This is a genomic window from Paenibacillus sp. FSL R5-0470 (genome assembly GCF_037975205.1).
Lineage (GTDB): Bacteria > Bacillota > Bacilli > Paenibacillales > Paenibacillaceae > Paenibacillus_AQ.
In genome coordinates this window covers 2,538,739-2,559,091 of sequence record NZ_CP150238.1, presented here as the reverse complement: position 1 = coordinate 2,559,091, position 20,353 = coordinate 2,538,739, and the positions used below count along the sequence as shown (strand labels likewise).

Genomic DNA, 20,353 nt, shown 5'->3' with positions numbered 1-20,353 from the left:
ATCTTCCACTTATCTAGTAAAAGCTGCCGGCACTCCACCGTCAATCGTCAGCATGCAGCCCGTAGTCTTCTCTGACTTGGATGAAGCGAAAAAGGCCACCCCTTCAGCAATATCACGTGGATAAATATTTACAAGCAGTGTTGTGCGTTTACGATAATGTTCCTCCAGTTGATCCGGCTCAATCCCGTAAGCAGCAGCCCGTTCATTCCGCCAGTTCGAATTCCAAATCGCTGAGCCTTGTAGAATGGCATCCGGCAAAATTGTATTGACGCGAATACCGAACTCTCCACCTTCAGCTGCAATACAGCGAGCCAAATGTGCTTCGAGTGCTTTGGCAGAACTGTAAGCCGATACGCTTTTTCCAGCAAATATAGAGTTCTTAGAGCCAATAAATACCATGCTACCGCCAATCTTTTGCTCCTTCATCACCTTGAAGGCTTCACGTGCAACGAGGAAATATCCAGTTCCTAGCACGGAAATGTTCAAGTTCCACTCTTTTAATGAAGTCTCATCAAAAGGACTGGAAGTCGCAAGCCCAGCATTATTAACAATAATATCTACTCCGCCATAAAAGAGTGCTGTATCTGCATAAGCTGCGGTAACTTGCTCCTCCTGCGTTACATCCATTTTAACAGCGAACGCACGATTCTCACCGTATTTATCGTTAATCTCCCCGGCAATTTTCTGTGCGCCCTCCAGATTGAGATCTGCCAGCACAACATGCGCCCCTTCGGACACTAGTCGACGAGCGGTTTCGCTCCCGATTCCTCCTGCGCCACCAGTAATGAACGCAACCTTACGCGAGAATTCTGCTTCTGCTGGTGCCAGCGATAATTTATATAATTCCAAAGGCCAATATTCCACATTGTACGATTCATTTTCACTTAGAGAGACGAAATCTCCCAATGCGGTAGCCCCGCGCATAACAGCAATCGCCCGGTGATACAAGGCACCGCTAATTTTAGAGTTGCTCCAGCTTTTGCCGGTGTTGATCATTCCCACTCCGGGAATTAGAATCACACGCGGTGCGGCTTCGAACATTACATCTCCCTCATGCTTATTGCGATCGAAGTACGCTTCGTACTGCTCTTTGTATGCGGTAATCGCTTCGTTCAGCTTCGTCTTCAAACCATCAATATCACTGGCATTTGGTTCCCAATTCACAAATAGTGGCAGCATTTTGGTATGTACCAAATGATCCGGACAAGCTGCACCTACACTGGATAATTTCTCCGAGTTAACTCCACCTACAAAACGCAGCACATCCTCTTCATCATCGAAGGTCAGTATCATTTTGCGCTCATCACTAACTGCGCCTCTAATCAATGGCATCACTGCAGCTGCTACAACCCGCCGCTCTTCTTCCGGAAGCGCTTCCGATTTGCGACCTCCGAACAGATTCTCATCTTCAATTCTATCTTGGATGTAACGCTCTGCTTCATTAATGATAGAGATCGTCTTCGCGTAACAAGCTTCCGGCGTATCCCCCCAAGTCACGAGACCATGCTTCTCCATCAACACCAATTCTGCTTGTGGATTTGCAAGTACGCCTTCAGCGATCATTTTGGATAAAGTGAACCCAGGACGAATGTAAGGCACCCATACGAAACGATCCCCATAGATTTCCCGCGCAATATCTTTACCGTTATGAGCACAGCATAAGCTGATAATCGCATCTGGATGCGTATGATCTACATGTTTGAATGGTAAAAAAGCATGCAGCAGCGTCTCAATTGAAGCACGCGGATGCTTAGGATCAATCATACAATTCGCGAGGTAAGCCACCATTTCCTCATCAGGCATTTCCTCCCGATCAAACAAAGGCGCAATATCCTCAAGCCGCAATCCGGTAAAATTGCCTGCTTTCATCGTAGCTAGGTCAGAGCCGCTACCCTTCACCCACATGACTTCAACCTCACGACCACGGAAATCTAATTCTATAGTTTTACTAGAGGTATTCCCTCCTCCAAAATTACAGACTCTACGATCTTCACCCAACAGATTGGAGCGATAGACCAGTGCATCCAGACCTCCGTTGATGACTTTTCCCCGTGCAGAATCCCATAAACTTTGTACCATTTGTGAATACCTCCGTTTTTGAATGTTTATTTTTTGTTTATTTTTGTTTGTTTTGATTTTAATCTATTTGTTTGTGTTTGAATAGAGCGTTTTCAACAAAATTTAAAATTCATTTCACAAGATAGACGAATCCTCCTTGGATGAACTGAAATTCCATTGCGAAAAAACAAAAAAAGAGTTGCCAATTAGCAACTCCTTCCCCCCCACTATTCAGCACCGACTCGACTCATAAACTAATCCAGTAGTTACATTTTCCATCCTCGATACCGCTAAGTATTCCTCTGTTCGCTTCAATAACCTTTCTCGAAGATACATTGTTCGGCTCACAAGTCAGCATGACCTTATCAATCTCCAGATCCGCAGCTTTTTTTAACAACTCTGCTAAAAAAATCTTACCAAAGCCCTTTCCTCGCTCACTAGGCCTGATGCTATATCCGATGTGTCCACCTGATTTTCTTAATTGATCATTTAAGGAATGTCTTAGCTTTCCAACACCAACTGGATAAGAGTCAATCAGTAACCAATAGTTGGTTTGCGGGACATAGTTTGGTAGGATATTATCGCCTCTTGAGAGTGCTATCCGATCTCTGATGAAATCAGGAAATTCACTGTAAGCCAAATCAAACCCATTGTTAACGAATCCATTCTCCCCAGGGCCGATCTCCATAATCATTTCAAAAATATCGCGTCCATCTGACAAACTAGCTTCCTTTAGCTCAATCAACATCATAATCCCCCCTAGAACACAAATTGCTTACCATATCAAAAAATTTTACTGCAAAAAAGAGCCCTCTGCATTATTTAATTGCAGTTTCTACAACTAAAATTAACTTCAGCACGCCTGTTTATCGTTAAGTGTACTTTGTGCAACTAAATTCCCCCACTTAAGCTGTATCCGCTGATTTCCAGAGATATAGTTGTACAAAGTACATCTATATCACAATAACCGGAGTAAAGTAGCTATTTAGTTGTATTGAATACACTTATCTGCTCCCGCCCTCTTTTTCACAGTAATGTTTCTATTTCTATCTCTTCCTTGCGAACTCTCGTAGTATACTAATTGGAATAAGAAGCAGATGTTTTATTTTGGATAAGGAGGTTTGAGATGGTAAATAGCTTCAAGAATGTAAAAGCGCAAGAACGAGTGTGGCACTCCTATGAGCAGATGATTGAGCAGTGGCCCATTCCGCTTGAGGAGATTGATGTTCCAACCACATATGGACTGACGCATTGTATCCTTGCTGGTCAAAAGAATAATCCACCTTTACTACTGTTTCATGGTGTTGGTGATAACTCGGCGGTCATGTGGATCTTAAATATCGAGGAGTTATCGAAGCATTTTTATTGCATCGCGATTGATACTTTGGGTGGACCCGGAAAAAGCATACCTAACGAGCAGTTTAACAAACAGAAGTTTGAGCAAGTAAAATGGATTAATGAAATAGCGACGTATCTGAATATAGACGTCTTTAATATTGCGGGTGTGTCCAATGGCGCCTATATTGCTTTTAATTATGCGACCAAGCAACCGGACAAAGTGAACCGTGTCGTTTGTTTGGAGGGCGGGATGGTCACTGCACCGATTAAAGCCATGATCCAAACTTTAATGATGATGTTCCCGGAGATTCTGATTCCAACGGATCGCAATTTACTGAAAGTTCTGAAGAAGTTAAGCGCACCTCACTCCCCATTATTTGACAACCATCCAGCATTAGCTGCTCATCTGATCCTTTTAATGCGCACTCATAATCAGCAAGCTATGTTTGTGCATAAGCTTCATCCATACGATAAAAACGCTGCAGTCGCAGTTAGAGACAAGCTCTATTTTCTAGTTGGAGAACACGCGCTAAAACAATCGAAGGATTTCATAAATATTTTAGAAGATGGAAAGTTCTATTACCAAGTCATCCCCCATGCGGGACACGGGATTAATCATGAGCAACCGGATAAAGTAAACACTGAGATCATCAATTTCCTGATAGACGATAAGGATAAATCACTTGCATCCAGATGAAAGCGCTACTATTATGTTTGTAATTACACATACCTACCCTAGATAAGGAGATGATTTCCATCAGATACGGAACATTAGCGCATACATTTGGTTGTTTACCCCTCAAATCGTTGACAGCAACGCTTCAGAATTATGATATCGATTTTGTTCAACTTGCTTTATCCAAAGCTATTCAGGACATCGATACCTCCACAGGTAAATTAAGTCCAGGCCTCGCAAACTATATTGGCGAACAATTTGACAGAGCAGGTATACGTATCGGAGTGTTAGGCTGTTATATCAATCCCATTCACCCGGATCCTGTTATTCGGAGATTTGAAATAGATCGCTTTAAAGAACATCTACGGTATGCCCGCCAATTCGGCGCCCCTATGGTGGCTACGGAGACGGGCGCACTGACTACTTTCCAAGCACAAGATCCGCTCCATTACGAAGAGATCGGCTGGGATATATTAAAGGCAACTGTACAAGAGCTTGCAGAGGAAGCTGAAAAATGGGGTGTTTTTCTGGGATTGGAGGGGGTCTGCACACATACTCTTTCTACACCTGACAAGATGCGCCGCATCTTAGATGAAATTCCCTCTGGCAATATTGGGGTTGTCCTGGATCCATGCAATTTTATTGGTGACGCGGTAGATATGCAGGATCAAATTGTTGATGACGCCTTCAGGTTGTTCGGGGATCGGATCATTTTGGCGCATTTAAAAGACATCTATCAAGATGGAGAGAGAATTTACCACGGTAAGGCTGGTGGAGGGCATTTTCATACCGAAGCTTTCCTGAGCAAACTCCAAAAATATAAGCCCATGATCGACCTATCTTTAGAAGATATAACGAACCTCGAGATTAATGAGACCGTTGCTTTACTGAAGAATATTGCTCATATGGAAAAATAACGCTTTTCAAAATTAGCTAAATGGTACCTTTCTATGCGAGTTGAATAAAATAAGAAACAGAACGATTGAGTAACATCGTTTGACGATTAAGCCCTAACTTGGAAGGGACGGGATTACCGATGAGATTCACATTCCCTATTCTGACCTTATCTCATGGTGGAGCTCAACGCATGCTGGTAGAACTCGCCAATGGGCTAACAGCTATGGGGCATCAGGTTACTATCCTCATGCCTGTGGATGGGGTTGTTTCCTATGATGTCCGCTCCACCTTAATCCGTTCCACACATATGGAGCTTCAAGAACAGGACTATCCCATAGGCGATGTTATTGTTTCTAATTTTCATACGACAGTCCCTACCTCTCAAGCAGCTAGCAATCAAGGAAAAGGAATTCATGTAAGATTGTCATTATGTTATGAACCCCCCTTTTTACCAGATAGTTCGCTGTCGTTCCCTTCTTATCATGTCACAGAGCATCTAATTGTTTTATCGCATTGGCAGCAGGAACTGATTCGTTTAAATCATGGGATCACAGGAAAAATCGTGCCCATTGGCATTAGCTCCTCCTTCAAGAATATGAATATCCGTTACAGTCTTCAGGAGCCTTTAAACATAACAGCTATATTAAGAAAAGCAGAACGTGGTTTCTCATGGCACCGTGAGCAAGACTATCTTATAGAGCAGCTGGATCACGTGAAAAATCAATGTCCCAATGTAAATATTAACTTTATCAGTCCGCCCGACGAGTTCAACACTTCAGAAGTTCTCCAAAGAATGAAAGCTACTGGCAAATATCGATTCTTCACGCCTGCTAATGATGAGGAGCTCTGTTACCATTACAACGGTGCAGATATCTTTGTTAGTTCTAGTATTTTTGATACGGGTTCTTTGCCGGGGCTTGAAGCCATGCGGTGTGGCGCAGCACTCGTCTGTGTTTATTCAGGTGGAAATATGGAATACGCAAATCACGAGAAGAACTGCCTGCTCTCCTATCGGTACGAGAATCGGCTTGGTGAAGATGTCATCCGCCTAATTCGAGACCCAAACTTAAGAACTAAATTAGCCGTACAAGGTGAAAGATCTTCCCTCAAATGGACATGGGCAAATAGTGTCAGGTTATTTGAGCAAGCGGTTAGGGACTTCTTGTTAAAAACTAGACGATCTTAAAAATAGTGAAGGCTACTCTCTCTTACGATAGTTGCCTGGTGAGACGCCATAACGTTCCCGAAATACCCTGTGGAAATAGGTGTAGCTTCCAAACCCCGTCTCCTCTGCTATTCGCTCTAAGGTATAATTGGTGTTGTCCATTAATCGAAGTGCCATAGCAAGCCGAATTTGCCCAGCATATTGCATAATAGAGCAGCCGAATTGAATTTTGAATACATGCACAGCCCTCGTTACACTAATTCCGGCATGGGCAGCTACATCCTTTAGCCTGATTTCTGATGTAGCATGCTCCTCTACATAACTCTTCATCTTAAGCCCGTGCAGCAGTGAGGCTGATGATGATGCAGGTGCTTCTTCCATAGCCCGATCTAACAGCAGACATAGCGCTTTAAACAGCGCCTCAAGTATTTCAGGGCTACCCCCATCTAATCTTCTATTCTCCAGATCAAGCTGTTGCCATATACTTTGCAGCTTGCCATCATCCGCAATTCTAACCTTCTTCGGTCTTTCGCGCAGGTTCCACCACTGATCCACCCATTCCCCTGTACACATTACAAAATAGTCCACACTATGTCCCAGCGGACTCTTCTTTTCCCCGATTCTCAGATCATATATATCTTGAGGCTTAAATAATAACAGATCACCAGGCACCACGGTTACCATGTCCCCATCGATCAGTACTTCACACTCCCCTTCTGCTTGCAGCCTGATGATATAGGTATCCAGCCCACTGCGATATAATTGCCGAAAAGGCTGAGTATGGCGAATAAAGCCGCATAGGCTTATTTGGACACTATTAGTTTTCATAGCATTCACTCCTCTTCTCTAAGTAGTCGATGACCAGATCGTTGAGGTTCTTAGCCATATTGTTTCTTCAAAGAGCAGTGAATCTCCTTCTATAATAAAGACAGAATTTATATGTACAGGAGGTTACCAACCACTATGAGTAAAATTGTCCGCGTCATTCAAACAGCAAAAGAAACTACCGACCGTCTGACAGAAAAAGACCCTCTGATCTTCCTCCCCGATACATCAGGCGTCGAATCAGAGCTCATCAATATTTATGATGATCTGGAGTATCAGGAAATGGAAGGTTTCGGTGGTGCACTTACCGAGGCTTCTGCTGTTACCATCGCTAAACTAAGTGAAGCTAAACAAAAAGAAATCATCGACGCTTATTTTGATCCTGAGCACGGAATTGGGTATACCCTTTGCCGCTCGCATATCCAGAGCTGTGACTTCTCACTCGGCAACTATGCTTATGTAGAAGAAGGCGATGCAGAGCTCCGTTCGTTCGATATTTCCAGAGATCAAGAGTCAATTATCCCCCTAATCAAAAATGCTGCAACAGCTGTTGGTGAAGATTTCCGTTTGTTCTCCTCTCCTTGGAGTCCGCCAGCTTTTATGAAAACGAACGGTCAAATGAACGGTGGTGGAGCTCTTAAACCTGAATACCGTGAGGCTTGGGCCAACATGTTCGTAAAATATATTCAGGCTTACGCAGCTGAAGGCATCGATATTTGGGCTGTTAGTGTTCAGAATGAAGCGAAGGCTGTTCAAATCTGGGATTCTTGCCTTTATACTGCCGAAGAAGAAAAAGATTTTGTTCGTGATTACTTGGGACCTGCCTTGGAACAAGCCGGTTTGGCTCATGTAAAGGTTATGATCTGGGATCATAACAAGGAGCGCGTGTATGATCGTGCCAAGGTTGCTTTTGAAGATCAAGAAGCTTCCAAATACATTTGGGGAATTTGCTTCCACTGGTACTCCGGAGATCACTTCGAAGCCCTATCGGCCGTTCATGATCGCTTCCCAGACAAGAAGCTGTTCTTCAGCGAAGGCTGCCAAGAAGGTGGCGTTCATCTCGGCTCTTGGAACACAGGCGAACGTTACGGCCATGATATCATTGGTAACCTGAACAACTGGATGTCAAGCTGGACGGACTGGAATATTGTTTTGGACGAGCAAGGGGGCCCTAACCATGTAGGTAACTACTGTGATGCTCCAATTATTGGCGATACGAAAAACGATGAAATAATATTTGAGAGCTCCTTCTATTACATCGGGCATTTTAGTAAATACATTCGCCCAGGTGCTAAACGAATTGGGCACTCTAAATATACTGATAAGCTTGAAACAACGGCTTTTCGTAACCCAGATGGCACCATTGCTGTTATCGTTATGAACCGCACGGAACAAGAGCTTCCTTTCACCCTGCGCTTCCATAACAACTTGGCTGAGAATATGATTCCAGCTCATGCTATTCAAACCCTACTAATAAAGTAAAAAGAATAAGGAGGTTCTCTTTATGCCACTCGCATAGAGAGAACCTCCTTTGTTTAAATAAGTGAAATAGGATGTTACAGCCTAGCCGTCAGTATTTCACATCATGCTCTATTCTACATTCACATAACGACTGTAAGCATCGGTACGAATTTTAACCAGCTTCTCCAGTCCCATACCCCGCAGCTGTTTCACATAATCAGCCCAGCCCTCGTCAATTTTACCTGTAATTATAAACTGAGCACGCATTGTATTGACATAACTATCGATGTCCGTAGTCAAAGTCGGCAGCAGCTGAAACTCTTCAGCGGTGTACATTACATCAGGGAAAGGTGGCGTTGTATAATCACTTCCCAGCTTATCGAGCTGCAGCTTCAGTCCATCTCCGGTTTTTGGGTTTAGAAAGATGGATTTTTCAAACACTGGACTGACATATTTCGGCCCGAAATCCCGGAGTGATTGATCCCAATACCAGGCATCAGCACTGGTACCCATCGGTGGGTCCATCAATGTATAAGAACCGTTAATATTTTTCTTAATAACGGTGTCTATCGCTCCCCAGAAATTTTGAATGCTTGCTTCATTGGTGTAGAACTGATCAGCCCAGCGGGCAGCAATCTCTGGATATTTGCAAGAAGTGGAAATTAGCAGCTCGTTACGTTCCAGATTCATTCCATACGGATTTCCTATGGTGTAGCGCTTACCATCCGGTCCTGCAATCGGAGGAATCGTGATATATTGATCACTCCATTTGCCAAACACGGCATCCGGCGTCCACTGATACGAGAATCCTACGATAGGAGCATCCGGATTAAGAAACTTGGCTGATCTCATCGTTTCATCTTGCGTGAATAACTCTTTATCAAGCAAACCTTCAACAAATAATTTATGCTCCCATTTGAGCCCTTCTTTGTACGCCTCTGAAACAGGGTAATATACCGCATTTCCGTCCTGGACGACCATAAAGTTATTGTTCAGATCCGTGATTCCGAAGGGACTGATGAGATCATTACTTACTTCGATAACAGGTATCTCATCCAGCCTTCCATTCCCATTAGGGTCACGTTCTTTAAATGCTTTTAGCACGTTGTATAGATCATCAATCGTATCGGGAATCTTCAATCCCAATTTATCCAGCCAGGTTTTGTTAATCACGGGTTGGCGTGAGCTTTTAGGACGTAAAGGTAATCTTGCAGGCAAAGAGTAGATTTTCCCGTCAGGAAAAGTACTGATTTTTTTCAATTCAGGCTCTTCCTGCATGGCTGCTTTGAGGTTAGGCATATAGCTTTCGATATAGTCATCAAGCGGCCTGAATAAGCTTAAATTATTGACGATATCCGAATCTCCGAAGGTCTCACTCCCTAAAATGATATCTGGAAGTGTACCGCTTGCCAGCATAATGGACTTCCGCTCACTCCAATCATTAGCAGACATCACCTGCCATTCGATTTTGACATTCGTATTTTTTTCCAAATCCTTCAGCCATTGATTCTGGATAAAGTTATCTCCCATGCTTCCCCACCGAACCGTTAGAACCTTCAGCGTCATGGGCTTATCCACGATTGGCAAACCTTCTTTATGAAATTGACCCGGATCAGATTCAACAGAGTTTACCCCTTTATCCCCTTTACAGGCTGTAAGTCCAGCAAGCAACGTTGTCACTAGAAGAATGACGGTGATTGTTCTATTGATACTGTTTTTGGGTTGCTTATTCATTACGGTCTTGCTCCCTCACAAATGTTAGTTGAAAAGTAGAAGAGCTTATTCCTTCACTGCGCCGATCATTACCCCTTGGTTAAAGTATTTTTGCACAAATGGGTATACACACATAATTGGAACAGTTGCTACGATAATAACCGAATACCGCATCATATTTGCGAGCCGTAACGCGATTTGTGCGGCTTCTCCGGTCCCCATACCAGACTGCATCTGATTGGTAATCAGAATATTTCGCAGGATCAGCTGCAAAGGATACATATTAGGATTTTTCAAATAAATCAAGGCATTAAAATATGAATTCCAATAACCTACAGCGATCCATAAACCTAACACTGCAATAATAGCCTTCGACAACGGTAGAACTATCTGTGCAAAATAACGGAGATTGCCACAACCATCAATTTGCGCTGCTTCCCATAAATCACCCGGAATACTAGTCTGGAAAAAAGTTCGTGCCACTATGATATTAAAAACTCCAACTGCGAAAGGCAGTACCATAACCAAGAAAGTATCATAGAGATGGAAATCACGAACCGTTAAAAAAGTAGGAATCAACCCCCCATTAAAGAACATTGTAAATATGAAAAACAGCGAAATATATTTTCGCCCCACAAGGTCCTTTCTTGACAACGCATAGGCAGCTGAGATATTAACTACTAAACCGATTGCAGTCCCAACCACCGTGTACAGGATGGTATTCCAATACCCGATCCAAATATTCTCATGACGAAGCAGCTCTTTATAACCATCAAAAGTAAACCCTTTAGGAAATAGCCAAACTTGACCTCCAGCAACCGCGGAAGGATCACTAAACGAAGCAATGACGATAAAATACAGCGGATAGATCAGGATGATTAGAAAAATTGCCGATATAACGTACATCACAATTTCCATTATAGTATCTGAGGAACGATTCTTCTTTATTTTTCCTACATTTCCTTTAGTCGCCGTCTCTAAACCTCCCATTTCAATGCTCCTCCCTTCTACCACAAGCTATTTTCGCTTAGCTTTTTAGAAATCTGATTGACCATGATCAATAAAATAAAATTAATGACCGTGTTAAACAGGTTGATCGCCGACGAAAAGCTATACTGACTGCTGAGCAGACCAATTTTGTAGACATAAGTAGACAGAATTTCACTTGAAGTGATGTTCAAGTCATTTTGCATTAAGTACACCTTTTCAAATCCAACCCCAAGCAGTCCCCCGACCCTCAGGATAAGCAATGTTATCGCTGTTGGCATCAGCATCGGAATATCGATGTAACGAATTTTATGCATCCGACTTGCGCCGTCTACGGTTGCAGCCTCATACAAACTAGGATCAACAGCAGAGAGAGCAGCGATAAAGATAATGCTGTCCCAGCCGACATGCTGCCACACATCCGACCAGACGTACACACTGCTGAATAATCCAGCAGAGCCCATTAGATCAGGAGCTTCTTTTCCAAAAAGACTATATACATTGCCCAGTAGTCCGGTGCTAGGTGAGAAGAGAATCATCATTAAGCCCACCATAACTACGGTTGAGATAAAATGTGGCATATAGGATACCGTCTGAAAAAACCGTCTAAAACGGTTTGGTCTCATCTGGTTAACCATCAGCGCAAGTATAATCGGAATCGGAAACGTAATCAGACTGTACACACTGATGATTAGCGTATTTTTGATCGTGGCAGAAAATTGATAAGAATTAAAGAACTTCTCGAAGTATTTGAATCCGGCCCACGGGCTGCCGCCTATACCCAAGGCTGGGCTATAATCCTTGAAGGCAATTAGTACCCCGTACATGGGTTTATACGCGAATAATAACGTCAGAACTATAGCTGGAAAAAGCAATAGATAAAGACCCCAGTTTTGTTTGATTTGTCCGAGTTTCCGACTCAAATGAATTGGATTAGATTTCATAACATCCCCTCCTTATTAAAAATAGAGAATGCTACCCCACAAATTTATGTAGGGCAGCACCTTTTTCGAAAGACGAATAGGTTATTTCACACTCATATAACGACTGTAAGCATCTGTGCGAATCTTAACTAATTTTTCAAGCCCCATTTTATTAAGCTGTTTGACATAATCATCCCAGCCTTCGTCAATTCCGCCTTTGCTAATAAATTGAGCGCGCATTGTATTCACATAACCGTCGATATCCGTGGTCAAGGTTGGCAGCTCCTCGAACTCATCGGAGGTGTACATAACGTTAGGGAAAGGCTCTGTTACAAATTCACTACCCAGCTTATCCAGCTGCAGCTTCAGTCCATCTCCACTTTCAGGATTAAGAACGATTTTCTGTTCAAAGGACGGGCTCACATATTTCGGTCCGAAATCTCGAAGAGACTGATCCCAGTACCAGGCATCTGCGCTGGTTCCAGCTGGTGGATCCATCAATGTATAGGTGCTGTCATCATTCTTCTTAATTACAGTTCCAATTGCACCCCAAAAATTCTGAATGCTCGCTTCGTTCGTGTAGAACTGATCTGCCCAACGCGCAGCAACCTCAGGATACTTACTCGAAGTAGTAATCAGCAGTTCATTACGGTTAAGACTCATCCCAATTGGATTACCGATTGTATAACGCTTACCATCCGGTCCGGCAATCGGTGGAATCGTCACATATTGATCGCTCCATTTACCAAACACAGCGTCCGGGGTCCACTGATACGTAAAGCCTACGATTGGAGCATCCGGATTTTGGAACTTCGCCGATCTCATCGTGTCATCCTGAGTGAATACCTCTTTATCTAACAATCCTTCCGCATACAATTTATTTTCCCATTTAAGGCCTTCTTTGAACTCCTCCGAAACAGGGAAATAGATCGCTTTTCCGTCCTTGATGATCATATTGTTGTTATTCAAGTCGGCAATTCCGAAAGGACTGATCAAGTCATTCCCAATTTCAATAAAAGGAATCTCATCTTGTTTGCCATTTCCGTTTGGATCTTGTTCTTTGAAAGCTTTAAGTACGTTGTATAACTCATCAATCGTTTCAGGAGCCTTCAGGCCCAATTTATCGAGCCAAGTTTTGTTAATCACAGGCTGACGAGAGCTTTTTGGACGCGATGGAAGTCTTGTTGGCAGTGAATAGATTTTCCCGTCAGGAAAAGTGCTGATTTTTTTCAACTCAGGCGTTTCTTCCATGGCCGCTTTAAGATTTGGCATATTTTTTTCAATATAATCATCTAACGGCCGGAAAAAGCTAAGATTATTAACGATATCGGAATCTCCGAAGGTTTGATTTCCGAGGATAATATCTGGAAGTGTACCGCTAGCCAGCAGAATGGACTTCTGTTCGGCCCAGTCATTGGAGGACATCACTTGCCATTCGATTTTGACATTTGTATTTTTCTCTAGATCCTTCAGCCATTGGTTCTGCGTAAACGTGTCTCCCATGCTTCCCCAACGTACGGTCAGCACCTTAAGCGTTACAGGCTCATTAACAATTGGCAGACCTTCTTTGTTGTAACTGCTCGTCTCACTAGTCGCAGCATTATTCCCGTCTTTTCCGCCGCAGCCAGCAATACCAAATACCATAGCCGCCGCCAGCAGACCCACAGTCCATTTCTTTGCCGTCTTTTTCTTACTGTGTTGACTCATCCTCTTAATCCCCCATTTCAATTAATCAAAGATTATCTGAATAGCTTAATCATAACGTCTTATTTTTTCGTATTCCGGACCCTTTAAGACGGTTATCCAGACCTTTGAATCCGCTTACAAAAAACACGAAATCAAAAGCCTTCGCTTGAAGGGACTTAATAACAGTATCCCGACTTCTGTATGTGCTTTCCGGACTTTGCGGTAAATCGCTAGCGAGTTCTCCTGTATTTTTCCTGCAGAGGTCTTATAATGATTTTATGAACAAAAAAACAGCGAAGCACAAAACCTACCCCATTCGTCATTATATAAAAGTCATGATGGCAGTCTCGTTCACAGTCCTCATTCTGGATTTAGCGATCAGCATTACTTCCATTTCTATCGTTAAGCAGCAGTCCACTCGAAATTTACAGGATACTGCGGCACTCTACATTAATCGTATCAATCATGATTTCGCTTACATTAATCACTATATGGGCTGGACGCTTGGGAACGATGAGAGCTTGCTTGCGATGAATACTTACGGGGTCAACAGTATCGAGTTCTTGAAGGCAAATGATAATCTGCATAAACGCTTTACCGAGCTGCAAAAAAACTACGGACATGAGTACAACTTTTTCTACTATTTGAAAAATGAGAACTACTTTTTAAATTGTGCACCGATCAGTGTGACCTATACGGATTACAGGCAGCTCAAAACGAAGATTATTTCTTATATTGATGATAAGGAGATGTATGAGAAGTTTTATTCCAAATGGACGCCAATCCTTGTTAACAACCACTACTACGTGATTAATATCGTTCCCTATTACAATCGTTATTTAATTGGACTGATCTCCGCCGATAATCTGATCCGTCCTCTACGCCAAATTAATCTGGGTGCCAATGGTTATGTTTCTCTCGTAGATGAGAATGAACAGCCTTTATCGAGTCCCATATCGAACAGCGGAAAGCTGATAACGGAAGAGGGAGGCTTCTCAAATCTTTTGCAATCGCGTACAACAATCAACAGCGCCTTCTCAGACACCACCTTTAGCACTAAAATGGTCATTAAATATGGCATATTCGAAAAAATCATCATTGCTCAGCTGCTTATAATGTTACTCTTCTTCATTGTAACTTCCACTTTATGCATCGTTCTGCTGTTTTTCAAGAAAAGAGTACTAGGCCCGATTCAAAGCTTCTCTGAGAACCTTGCTTTCATTAATGAGGCTGGGCAACCCGCAGATTTCAAAAGCAGTGAGATTATAGAGCTGGAACAAGCAAACACACAGTTTAAAGATTTAGTTGATCAAATCAAAACCTTCAAAATCGCTATGTACGAGCAGGAACTGGAGAAGCAGCGGATACAACTGGATTATATGAAGCTACAGATCAAGCCCCACTTTTTCTTAAATTGCCTGACTAGCATCTATAGCATGGCCCAAATTGAAATGTATAAAGAAATTGAGAATATGACGTTATCTACGTCGAAATATTTCCGTTATATTTTTCAAAATGGAGAGAATTTTGTCCGGCTGGAGGATGAAATTGAACATGTCCGAACCTATCTAGAGATTCAAAAGCAACGATATCAGGATGCATTTATTTACAATATTGAGCAAGAGGATCAGGCAAGCTGTGTGGAAATTCCGCCATTAGTGCTGCAAACCTTCATTGAAAATTCTATTAAATATGCGATTTCACGAGAACATGAAGTAGAGATCAGGCTTACAGTCCAGCGATTACGGATTGAAGAGGAAGACATGCTCGTTATCCAGCTCACCGACACCGGTCCCGGTTTTCCACCGCAAGTGTTAGAGAAGCTTAATCTTGGTGAGCCCTTGGATCAAAGCAACGGTATGCAGATCGGTATTATGAATACGCTTAAACGGCTGGAATATCTCTATTTAAAAAGAGCAACTATCACCTTTTCCAATTTGGAGAGCGGCGGCGCTAGTGTAATCTTATCTCTCCCGGAGCTTCCTAAATAAATCTAAATGAATGGAGAGCTAACTATGAATGTACTGCTTGTTGATGATGACTTTTATGTTATTGCTGCATTGCAAAAGAGAATAGATTGGGAATCGTTACACATTGATACTGTCTATACAGCAAATAATGTCGCTCAGGCACGTGAAATAATAGAAAAGCATTCTATTCAAATTCTAATTTCGGATATTGAAATGCCTCAGGGCAGCGGATTGGAATTACTGGCCTGGATTCGCGAAGGGAATTATAGTATTCAGACTATACTTCTTACTAATTATGCGGATTTCAACTATGCCCAGAAAGCGATTGAATTGCAAAGCTTTGAATATTTTCTTAAGCCCATCGAATTTGATAAGCTGATGCTGATTATCCATAAGGCTGTCACACAGGCAAAAGAGCAGCAAAGAAATGAAAAAGCCATTCAAGGCGGTTACTTTTGGCAAAAAAACCAAGCGAAGATTCTCGAGCATTTTTGGCGTAAGTTGGTTAGTGGAAGCACATCATTTCCGATTAAATTAGCGGACATCACCCTTGCCATTGAGGAACAGAACCTCTCCTATCAAATGAGTGACACTCTGCAGCCTTTAATCTTTAACCTATTTCCTTACAACGGCAGTATGGGAAAAGAAGAGAAGGATCTTTTTGATTTTGCTCTGCTGAACGTATTATATGAATTGTTACAGAGTCCTTGCTTTACCATCGAGAGTATTCTGGAATATAAAGATTATAATTGGATCGCCATATTAAAATGGAATCAGACACCAGACACGTCCTTGCTTGAAGAATTATGCTCTTCCTTTATTCAAAAGGCGATTCCTTATTTAAAATGCGACGTCTGCTGCAATATTGGTTTATACGATAAACTGAATCATGTGGGGAATGTTCTGAAACAATCGCTTCGCATGGATGAGGAAATTACGAGATGCAGAAATCAGACTTTTTTAGTGGAAGCCTATCTCTATCAAAATAAAACTGGCTATACGCCACCGGATCTTGTCTATTTGGAAGAGCTGCTGAACCAGAATCAATTCACTACTTTTCTTGAGGAAGTTACGAAATCTCTAAGGGTTATGCTTAACAATAGAACTCTGGAGACCTCTGTCCTTAGCTTGTTCCGCTTAGATATTGTTCAGCTAGTCTATTCATTTCTCAACCTCAAAGGGATACGGTCACACAAACTTTACTCCGGCAAAACTAACGATAAATTATCCTTGCACTCTCTGAACTCGATCGAGGATATGGAAGAATATCTTAAATATTTAGTGACTACAGCGATGAAATACCGTGAGTTTGCCGCACAGACCAAATCCGTCGCGGAGGAAATCAAACAATACATTCATTCGCATTACGGTGATGATCTGACACGAAATGATTTGGCCGAAATTGTCTACCTCAATCCTGATTATCTGGCAAGAATATTCAAACGAGAAACTGGTGTTTCATTAGGCAGCTACGTCATCCAAGTTAGAATCGCGGCTGCAAAGCATCTATTGGAAACCACAAATATGTCTGTTTATACTGTCGCAAACAAGGTTGGCTATAACAACTACTCCTATTTCTCTAAGCTGTTCAAACAAGAGGTTGGACTCCCTCCCAACGATTACAAAAAAGAACAACAATACAATCCAGCATATTAAAAAGAGGGTGTCTTAACGACGAAAACCCCCAGAGTCAAAATCATGACTACTGGGGGCATTTTTGTTAAGCTTGAATCGCTACATATTTGTCGCCAAGCAGATTTTTAAAATAAGTGCGGTTATATAACATGCTAGGATGGGACGGATAAAAGTTCAACGCCGTTTCATTATGATGATTCGCTAACTCGTGTTGGCCAAGGCGATCATAACAGAGTGCCAATTGGAGATGCGGCAGCCAGGTATAAAAAATCCCATTTTTCATCCCCATCGAATCGTTATCCCGTGGCAGCTGTATCGCAAGCTCATACCAGTATGTTGCTGGGTGCAATTGACCCTTTTCCAATAGAAGGGCCCCAAGTCGGCAGCAGAACTCTGAACGTGGTTTATCGTACTGTAACGTTCTGCATAATGCTTCATATGCACCGTCTTTATCCCCCAGCCGTTCCCGGCATTCGGCAAGCCTTAAGCAAGCTTGAAAATTATCTTCTATCCAGCCCTGTCCACCCGCCAAAAACAGCTCGTAGTATTTGCAAGCCTCTTCATTTATAGCATGATCCCTTAATTCATTCGCATAATAATACTGATCCCTTGGAGAGAATGCTTCACCCTCGGCCACTCTTTTTTGGTAAATCCGCAAATTACGGTCTGTATATTCCTTATCCTTCTCATGGGTAATACAGACATCGCTACTAAAGGAAGGGCCACTTACCTCTAGATATTCATGTACTGGGCCAATCCATTGAAAATTGCAGCTCCGGCGAACTAGCCGATTCCGACGCAAGCTAGCTGTGACATTCCCCGCCTCGTCAAAAGCCAAATTATACTGCATGTTCACGCTGTGAAAATGCCCTGGCAGAATCTCCTTTAGCTTTTTAAACAGAATCTGATCCGCTTCCTTTATATAGTCATCCGCATCCAGCCACAAAATATACTCCTGAGTAGCTTTACTGAAGGCAAAATTACGTGCGGCACTAAAGTTATCGATCCATTCAAAATCGTAAATCACAGCTCCGTAGGACATTGCGATCTCTTTAGTCTTATCCGTCGAGCCTGTATCCACGATAACCACTTCATCTACAAGATTTGCAACGCTAGACAAACATTTATGCAGGCTTTTTTCTTCATTTCGTACAATCATACATAAACTAATCGTGACCATACTCGCCCTCCTAAGCGTTTTGTTTAAAATTTCTTTCTATATTGATATGCAGGGTTAGTGAAATGGAATCCTACACTTGCTTTTTAGAAAGACTTAGGTGCTATTTTTTGTTATAATCAATGCAATGCGTTGTTTATAAATTCAGACATATATAAAGGGGATGTTACCATGACTCAAATTATTAAAACTCTAACTATTGCAGGCAGCGACTCCAGTGGTGGCGCAGGCATCCAAGCGGATCTAAAAACATTTGAAGAGTATGGTACCTACGGCTTTAGTGCCTTGACAACTATCGTTACAATGGACCCGGACAACGGCTGGCACCATAATGTTTATCCAATTGACGCCTCCATTGTTGCTGAGCAGCTAAAAACTATTTTCGCAGGTGGTCCAGTAAATGCCATGAAGACAGGTATGCTGGGAAGTGTTGAAATTGTGCGTGTTGCTGAGCAAGCGATCAAAGAAAATCTACAGACCAATGTAGTGATTGATCCGGTCATGGTCTGCAAGGGTGAAGATGAAGTCTTGAACCCAGACAGCGCGGAGGCTATTCGTGATTTACTGCTGCCACTTGCCACTGTGGTTACACCAAATCTGTTTGAAGCTGGCGTTCTTTCAGGTCTTGGCAAACTTTCTACCCTAGAGGATATGAAAGAAGCTGCTCGTCTGATTCATAAGCTCGGAGCAAGTAATGTCGTGGTTAAAGGCGGCAAAGCACTCGGGGGCGATCAAGCGATTGATGTCTTCTTCGACGGTGCTGAGTACACCGTATTTCAAACAGCCAAAATCGAGCCTGCTCACAATCATGGGGCTGGATGTACCTTTGCCGCTGCCATTACAGGCGGTTTAGCTAACGGTCTGTCCGTTCATGAAGCTGTAGCAAAAGCTAAAGATTTTGTCTCCGCTGCCATTCGCAATGGCTTTGCGTTCAATGAATATGTGGGTCCTGTATTTCATGGTGGCTATCGTTTAGAACGTTAGAACCCTAAGCTACAGATCCTGAAACAAAAATGGCAGTCCAGATGCTGTATTTCAGCACTGAACTGCCATTTTTTTATTGGGTGAGTATAATTACTTAAACCCTGGAAAATCAGCCAGATCGGAAAGACGGATGAAAAATACAATAATTGCTAACACGCCAAGCAGGATAATCGGAAACGGCTGTACTCATGCCCCATCTCCCCTTTCAACTGCAATTATATAAAGCACATTATAGAGTAAAACATGGGATGGAGCAAACCAACAAGGGCATATTCCATAGGAATATACCCTGTAATATTTAGCGTTCCTATGATTGATTATTCAAAATTCGCAAACTTATTACTTTGCTTATGCTTACGTCTATTCTGATCATTCCACGAGAGAACGACTTCCAGTTCTTTTGCCCCACTCTTTATAAAAAATTGACTAAAGCTAACCGTCTCTTTCGGTCTCATATCATAGCTAAATGGATCAGCTAAGATGATTTGTTCCTGATTAGCGTCTTGTACTGGTCGATACAACTCAAAGGTTACATCTATCGTATCTTCACTCAAATTTGTGACTAATAGCTCGTAGCTCTTATATTTTTCCGGCTGTGGCGAAGGCAGTTTACTTTTATGGAGCTCCACTGCCCATTTGGTTGTTTCACTCTTTACAGGTAGCATACTTTTAACCGCATAAATACTAGAGCCACCAGTAATCATCAAACACAGAACTAGCAGCGTCAGCACAAACCTTCTATTCAATGCTCATATCTCCTCGCTATAGGTATGCGTTTAAGATTCACGAACACTGATTTTTTATGCATTTTTCGGCAAAAAAAAGTACTCGAATCTAAATTCGAGCACTTCATACACA

At 42.4% G+C, this 20,353-nt stretch carries 16 protein-coding genes; 7 read left to right on the top strand and 9 right to left on the bottom strand.

Annotation, left to right across the window (positions count from 1 at the left end; all coding sequences use genetic code 11):
* Positions 1 to 9 precede the first annotated feature (9 nt).
* Complete coding sequence (locus MKY99_RS10915; protein ID WP_339270441.1) at positions 10 to 2,079, bottom strand: bifunctional aldolase/short-chain dehydrogenase; 2,070 nt, start codon at positions 2,077 to 2,079, stop codon at positions 10 to 12.
* A 226-nt stretch (positions 2,080 to 2,305) separates the two neighbouring features.
* The gene (locus tag MKY99_RS10910; RefSeq protein ID WP_339270439.1) at positions 2,306 to 2,809 is read right to left on the bottom strand and encodes a GNAT family N-acetyltransferase; all 504 of its coding nucleotides are present in this window, start codon (positions 2,807 to 2,809) and stop codon (positions 2,306 to 2,308) included.
* A gap of 375 nt (positions 2,810 to 3,184) precedes the next feature.
* Here MKY99_RS10910 and MKY99_RS10905 point away from each other — a divergent pair, with 375 nt between their 5' ends.
* From MKY99_RS10905 to MKY99_RS10895, 3 genes are all read left to right on the top strand, one after another.
* Positions 3,185 to 4,093, top strand: a complete 909-nt coding sequence (locus MKY99_RS10905; protein ID WP_339270437.1) for an alpha/beta hydrolase — start codon at positions 3,185 to 3,187, stop codon at positions 4,091 to 4,093.
* Positions 4,094 to 4,143: 50 nt separating this feature from the next.
* The gene (locus MKY99_RS10900) at positions 4,144 to 4,989 is read left to right on the top strand and encodes a sugar phosphate isomerase/epimerase (RefSeq protein ID WP_339270436.1); all 846 of its coding nucleotides are present in this window, start codon (positions 4,144 to 4,146) and stop codon (positions 4,987 to 4,989) included.
* 119 nt (positions 4,990 to 5,108) lie between these two features.
* Entirely contained in the window at positions 5,109 to 6,155 is a 1,047-nt protein-coding gene (locus MKY99_RS10895; protein WP_042187080.1) for a glycosyltransferase family 4 protein, read from the top strand.
* Between the two features lie 12 nt (positions 6,156 to 6,167).
* On the opposite strand, the gene MKY99_RS10890 is transcribed toward MKY99_RS10895, so the two are convergent.
* Positions 6,168 to 6,962, bottom strand: a complete 795-nt coding sequence (locus MKY99_RS10890; protein WP_339270434.1) for a helix-turn-helix domain-containing protein — start codon at positions 6,960 to 6,962, stop codon at positions 6,168 to 6,170.
* A 135-nt stretch (positions 6,963 to 7,097) separates the two neighbouring features.
* On the opposite strand from MKY99_RS10890, the gene MKY99_RS10885 reads away from it, so the two are divergent.
* Positions 7,098 to 8,441 carry a glycoside hydrolase family 30 protein gene (locus MKY99_RS10885; protein ID WP_042187078.1) on the top strand — a complete coding sequence of 448 codons (1,344 nt, stop codon included), beginning with the start codon at positions 7,098 to 7,100 and terminating at the stop codon, positions 8,439 to 8,441.
* A gap of 108 nt (positions 8,442 to 8,549) precedes the next feature.
* Here the strand turns inward: MKY99_RS10885 and MKY99_RS10880 are convergent, their stop codons facing one another.
* From MKY99_RS10880 to MKY99_RS10865, 4 genes are all read right to left on the bottom strand, one after another.
* Positions 8,550 to 10,154 carry an extracellular solute-binding protein gene (locus MKY99_RS10880; protein ID WP_339270432.1) on the bottom strand — a complete coding sequence of 535 codons (1,605 nt, stop codon included), beginning with the start codon at positions 10,152 to 10,154 and terminating at the stop codon, positions 8,550 to 8,552.
* Positions 10,155 to 10,199: 45 nt separating this feature from the next.
* Positions 10,200 to 11,123, bottom strand: a complete 924-nt coding sequence (locus tag MKY99_RS10875; protein ID WP_042187073.1) for a carbohydrate ABC transporter permease — start codon at positions 11,121 to 11,123, stop codon at positions 10,200 to 10,202.
* Positions 11,124 to 11,140: 17 nt separating this feature from the next.
* Positions 11,141 to 12,064 carry an ABC transporter permease subunit gene (locus MKY99_RS10870; protein WP_339270430.1) on the bottom strand — a complete coding sequence of 308 codons (924 nt, stop codon included), beginning with the start codon at positions 12,062 to 12,064 and terminating at the stop codon, positions 11,141 to 11,143.
* A gap of 81 nt (positions 12,065 to 12,145) precedes the next feature.
* Entirely contained in the window at positions 12,146 to 13,750 is a 1,605-nt protein-coding gene (locus tag MKY99_RS10865) for an extracellular solute-binding protein (RefSeq protein WP_042187069.1), read from the bottom strand.
* Positions 13,751 to 14,007: 257 nt separating this feature from the next.
* Here MKY99_RS10865 and MKY99_RS10860 point away from each other — a divergent pair, with 257 nt between their 5' ends.
* A complete protein-coding gene (locus tag MKY99_RS10860; protein ID WP_339270428.1) occupies positions 14,008 to 15,720 on the top strand; it encodes a histidine kinase in 1,713 nt (570 codons plus the stop codon).
* A 24-nt stretch (positions 15,721 to 15,744) separates the two neighbouring features.
* Positions 15,745 to 17,355 (top strand): helix-turn-helix domain-containing protein, encoded by a 1,611-nt coding sequence (locus MKY99_RS10855; RefSeq protein WP_042187065.1) that lies wholly within the window; start codon positions 15,745 to 15,747, stop codon positions 17,353 to 17,355.
* Between the two features lie 64 nt (positions 17,356 to 17,419).
* Here MKY99_RS10855 and MKY99_RS10850 read toward each other — a convergent pair whose 3' ends face one another.
* The gene (locus MKY99_RS10850; RefSeq protein ID WP_042187063.1) at positions 17,420 to 18,514 is read right to left on the bottom strand and encodes a glycosyltransferase family 2 protein; all 1,095 of its coding nucleotides are present in this window, start codon (positions 18,512 to 18,514) and stop codon (positions 17,420 to 17,422) included.
* Between the two features lie 168 nt (positions 18,515 to 18,682).
* Between MKY99_RS10850 and thiD the strand changes: the two genes are divergently transcribed.
* Positions 18,683 to 19,495, top strand: a complete 813-nt coding sequence (gene thiD, locus MKY99_RS10845) for a bifunctional hydroxymethylpyrimidine kinase/phosphomethylpyrimidine kinase (RefSeq protein ID WP_042187061.1) — start codon at positions 18,683 to 18,685, stop codon at positions 19,493 to 19,495.
* A gap of 317 nt (positions 19,496 to 19,812) precedes the next feature.
* Here thiD and MKY99_RS10840 read toward each other — a convergent pair whose 3' ends face one another.
* On the bottom strand, positions 19,813 to 20,241 hold the full coding sequence (locus MKY99_RS10840; protein WP_339270425.1) for a hypothetical protein: 429 nt from the start codon (positions 20,239 to 20,241) through the stop codon (positions 19,813 to 19,815).
* Between the last annotated feature and the right edge of the window lie 112 nt (positions 20,242 to 20,353).

Excerpts from the sequence above, each read along its gene's own strand:
- MKY99_RS10915 (WP_339270441.1), bottom strand. The coding sequence starts at position 2,079 with ATGGTACAAAGTTTATGGGATTCTGCACGGGGAAAAGTCATCAACGGA.
- MKY99_RS10880 (WP_339270432.1), bottom strand. The coding sequence starts at position 10,154 with ATGAATAAGCAACCCAAAAACAGTATCAATAGAACAATCACCGTCATT.
- MKY99_RS10910 (WP_339270439.1), bottom strand. The coding sequence starts at position 2,809 with ATGATGTTGATTGAGCTAAAGGAAGCTAGTTTGTCAGATGGACGCGAT.
- MKY99_RS10870 (WP_339270430.1), bottom strand. The coding sequence starts at position 12,064 with ATGAAATCTAATCCAATTCATTTGAGTCGGAAACTCGGACAAATCAAA.
- MKY99_RS10895 (WP_042187080.1), top strand. The coding sequence starts at position 5,109 with ATGAGATTCACATTCCCTATTCTGACCTTATCTCATGGTGGAGCTCAA.
- MKY99_RS10905 (WP_339270437.1), top strand. The coding sequence starts at position 3,185 with ATGGTAAATAGCTTCAAGAATGTAAAAGCGCAAGAACGAGTGTGGCAC.
- MKY99_RS10900 (WP_339270436.1), top strand. The coding sequence starts at position 4,144 with ATGATTTCCATCAGATACGGAACATTAGCGCATACATTTGGTTGTTTA.
- MKY99_RS10855 (WP_042187065.1), top strand. The coding sequence starts at position 15,745 with ATGAATGTACTGCTTGTTGATGATGACTTTTATGTTATTGCTGCATTG.
- MKY99_RS10885 (WP_042187078.1), top strand. The coding sequence starts at position 7,098 with ATGAGTAAAATTGTCCGCGTCATTCAAACAGCAAAAGAAACTACCGAC.
- MKY99_RS10850 (WP_042187063.1), bottom strand. The coding sequence starts at position 18,514 with ATGGTCACGATTAGTTTATGTATGATTGTACGAAATGAAGAAAAAAGC.
- MKY99_RS10860 (WP_339270428.1), top strand. The coding sequence starts at position 14,008 with ATGAACAAAAAAACAGCGAAGCACAAAACCTACCCCATTCGTCATTAT.
- MKY99_RS10875 (WP_042187073.1), bottom strand. The coding sequence starts at position 11,123 with ATGGGAGGTTTAGAGACGGCGACTAAAGGAAATGTAGGAAAAATAAAG.
- MKY99_RS10865 (WP_042187069.1), bottom strand. The coding sequence starts at position 13,750 with ATGAGTCAACACAGTAAGAAAAAGACGGCAAAGAAATGGACTGTGGGT.
- MKY99_RS10890 (WP_339270434.1), bottom strand. The coding sequence starts at position 6,962 with ATGAAAACTAATAGTGTCCAAATAAGCCTATGCGGCTTTATTCGCCAT.
- thiD (WP_042187061.1), top strand. The coding sequence starts at position 18,683 with ATGACTCAAATTATTAAAACTCTAACTATTGCAGGCAGCGACTCCAGT.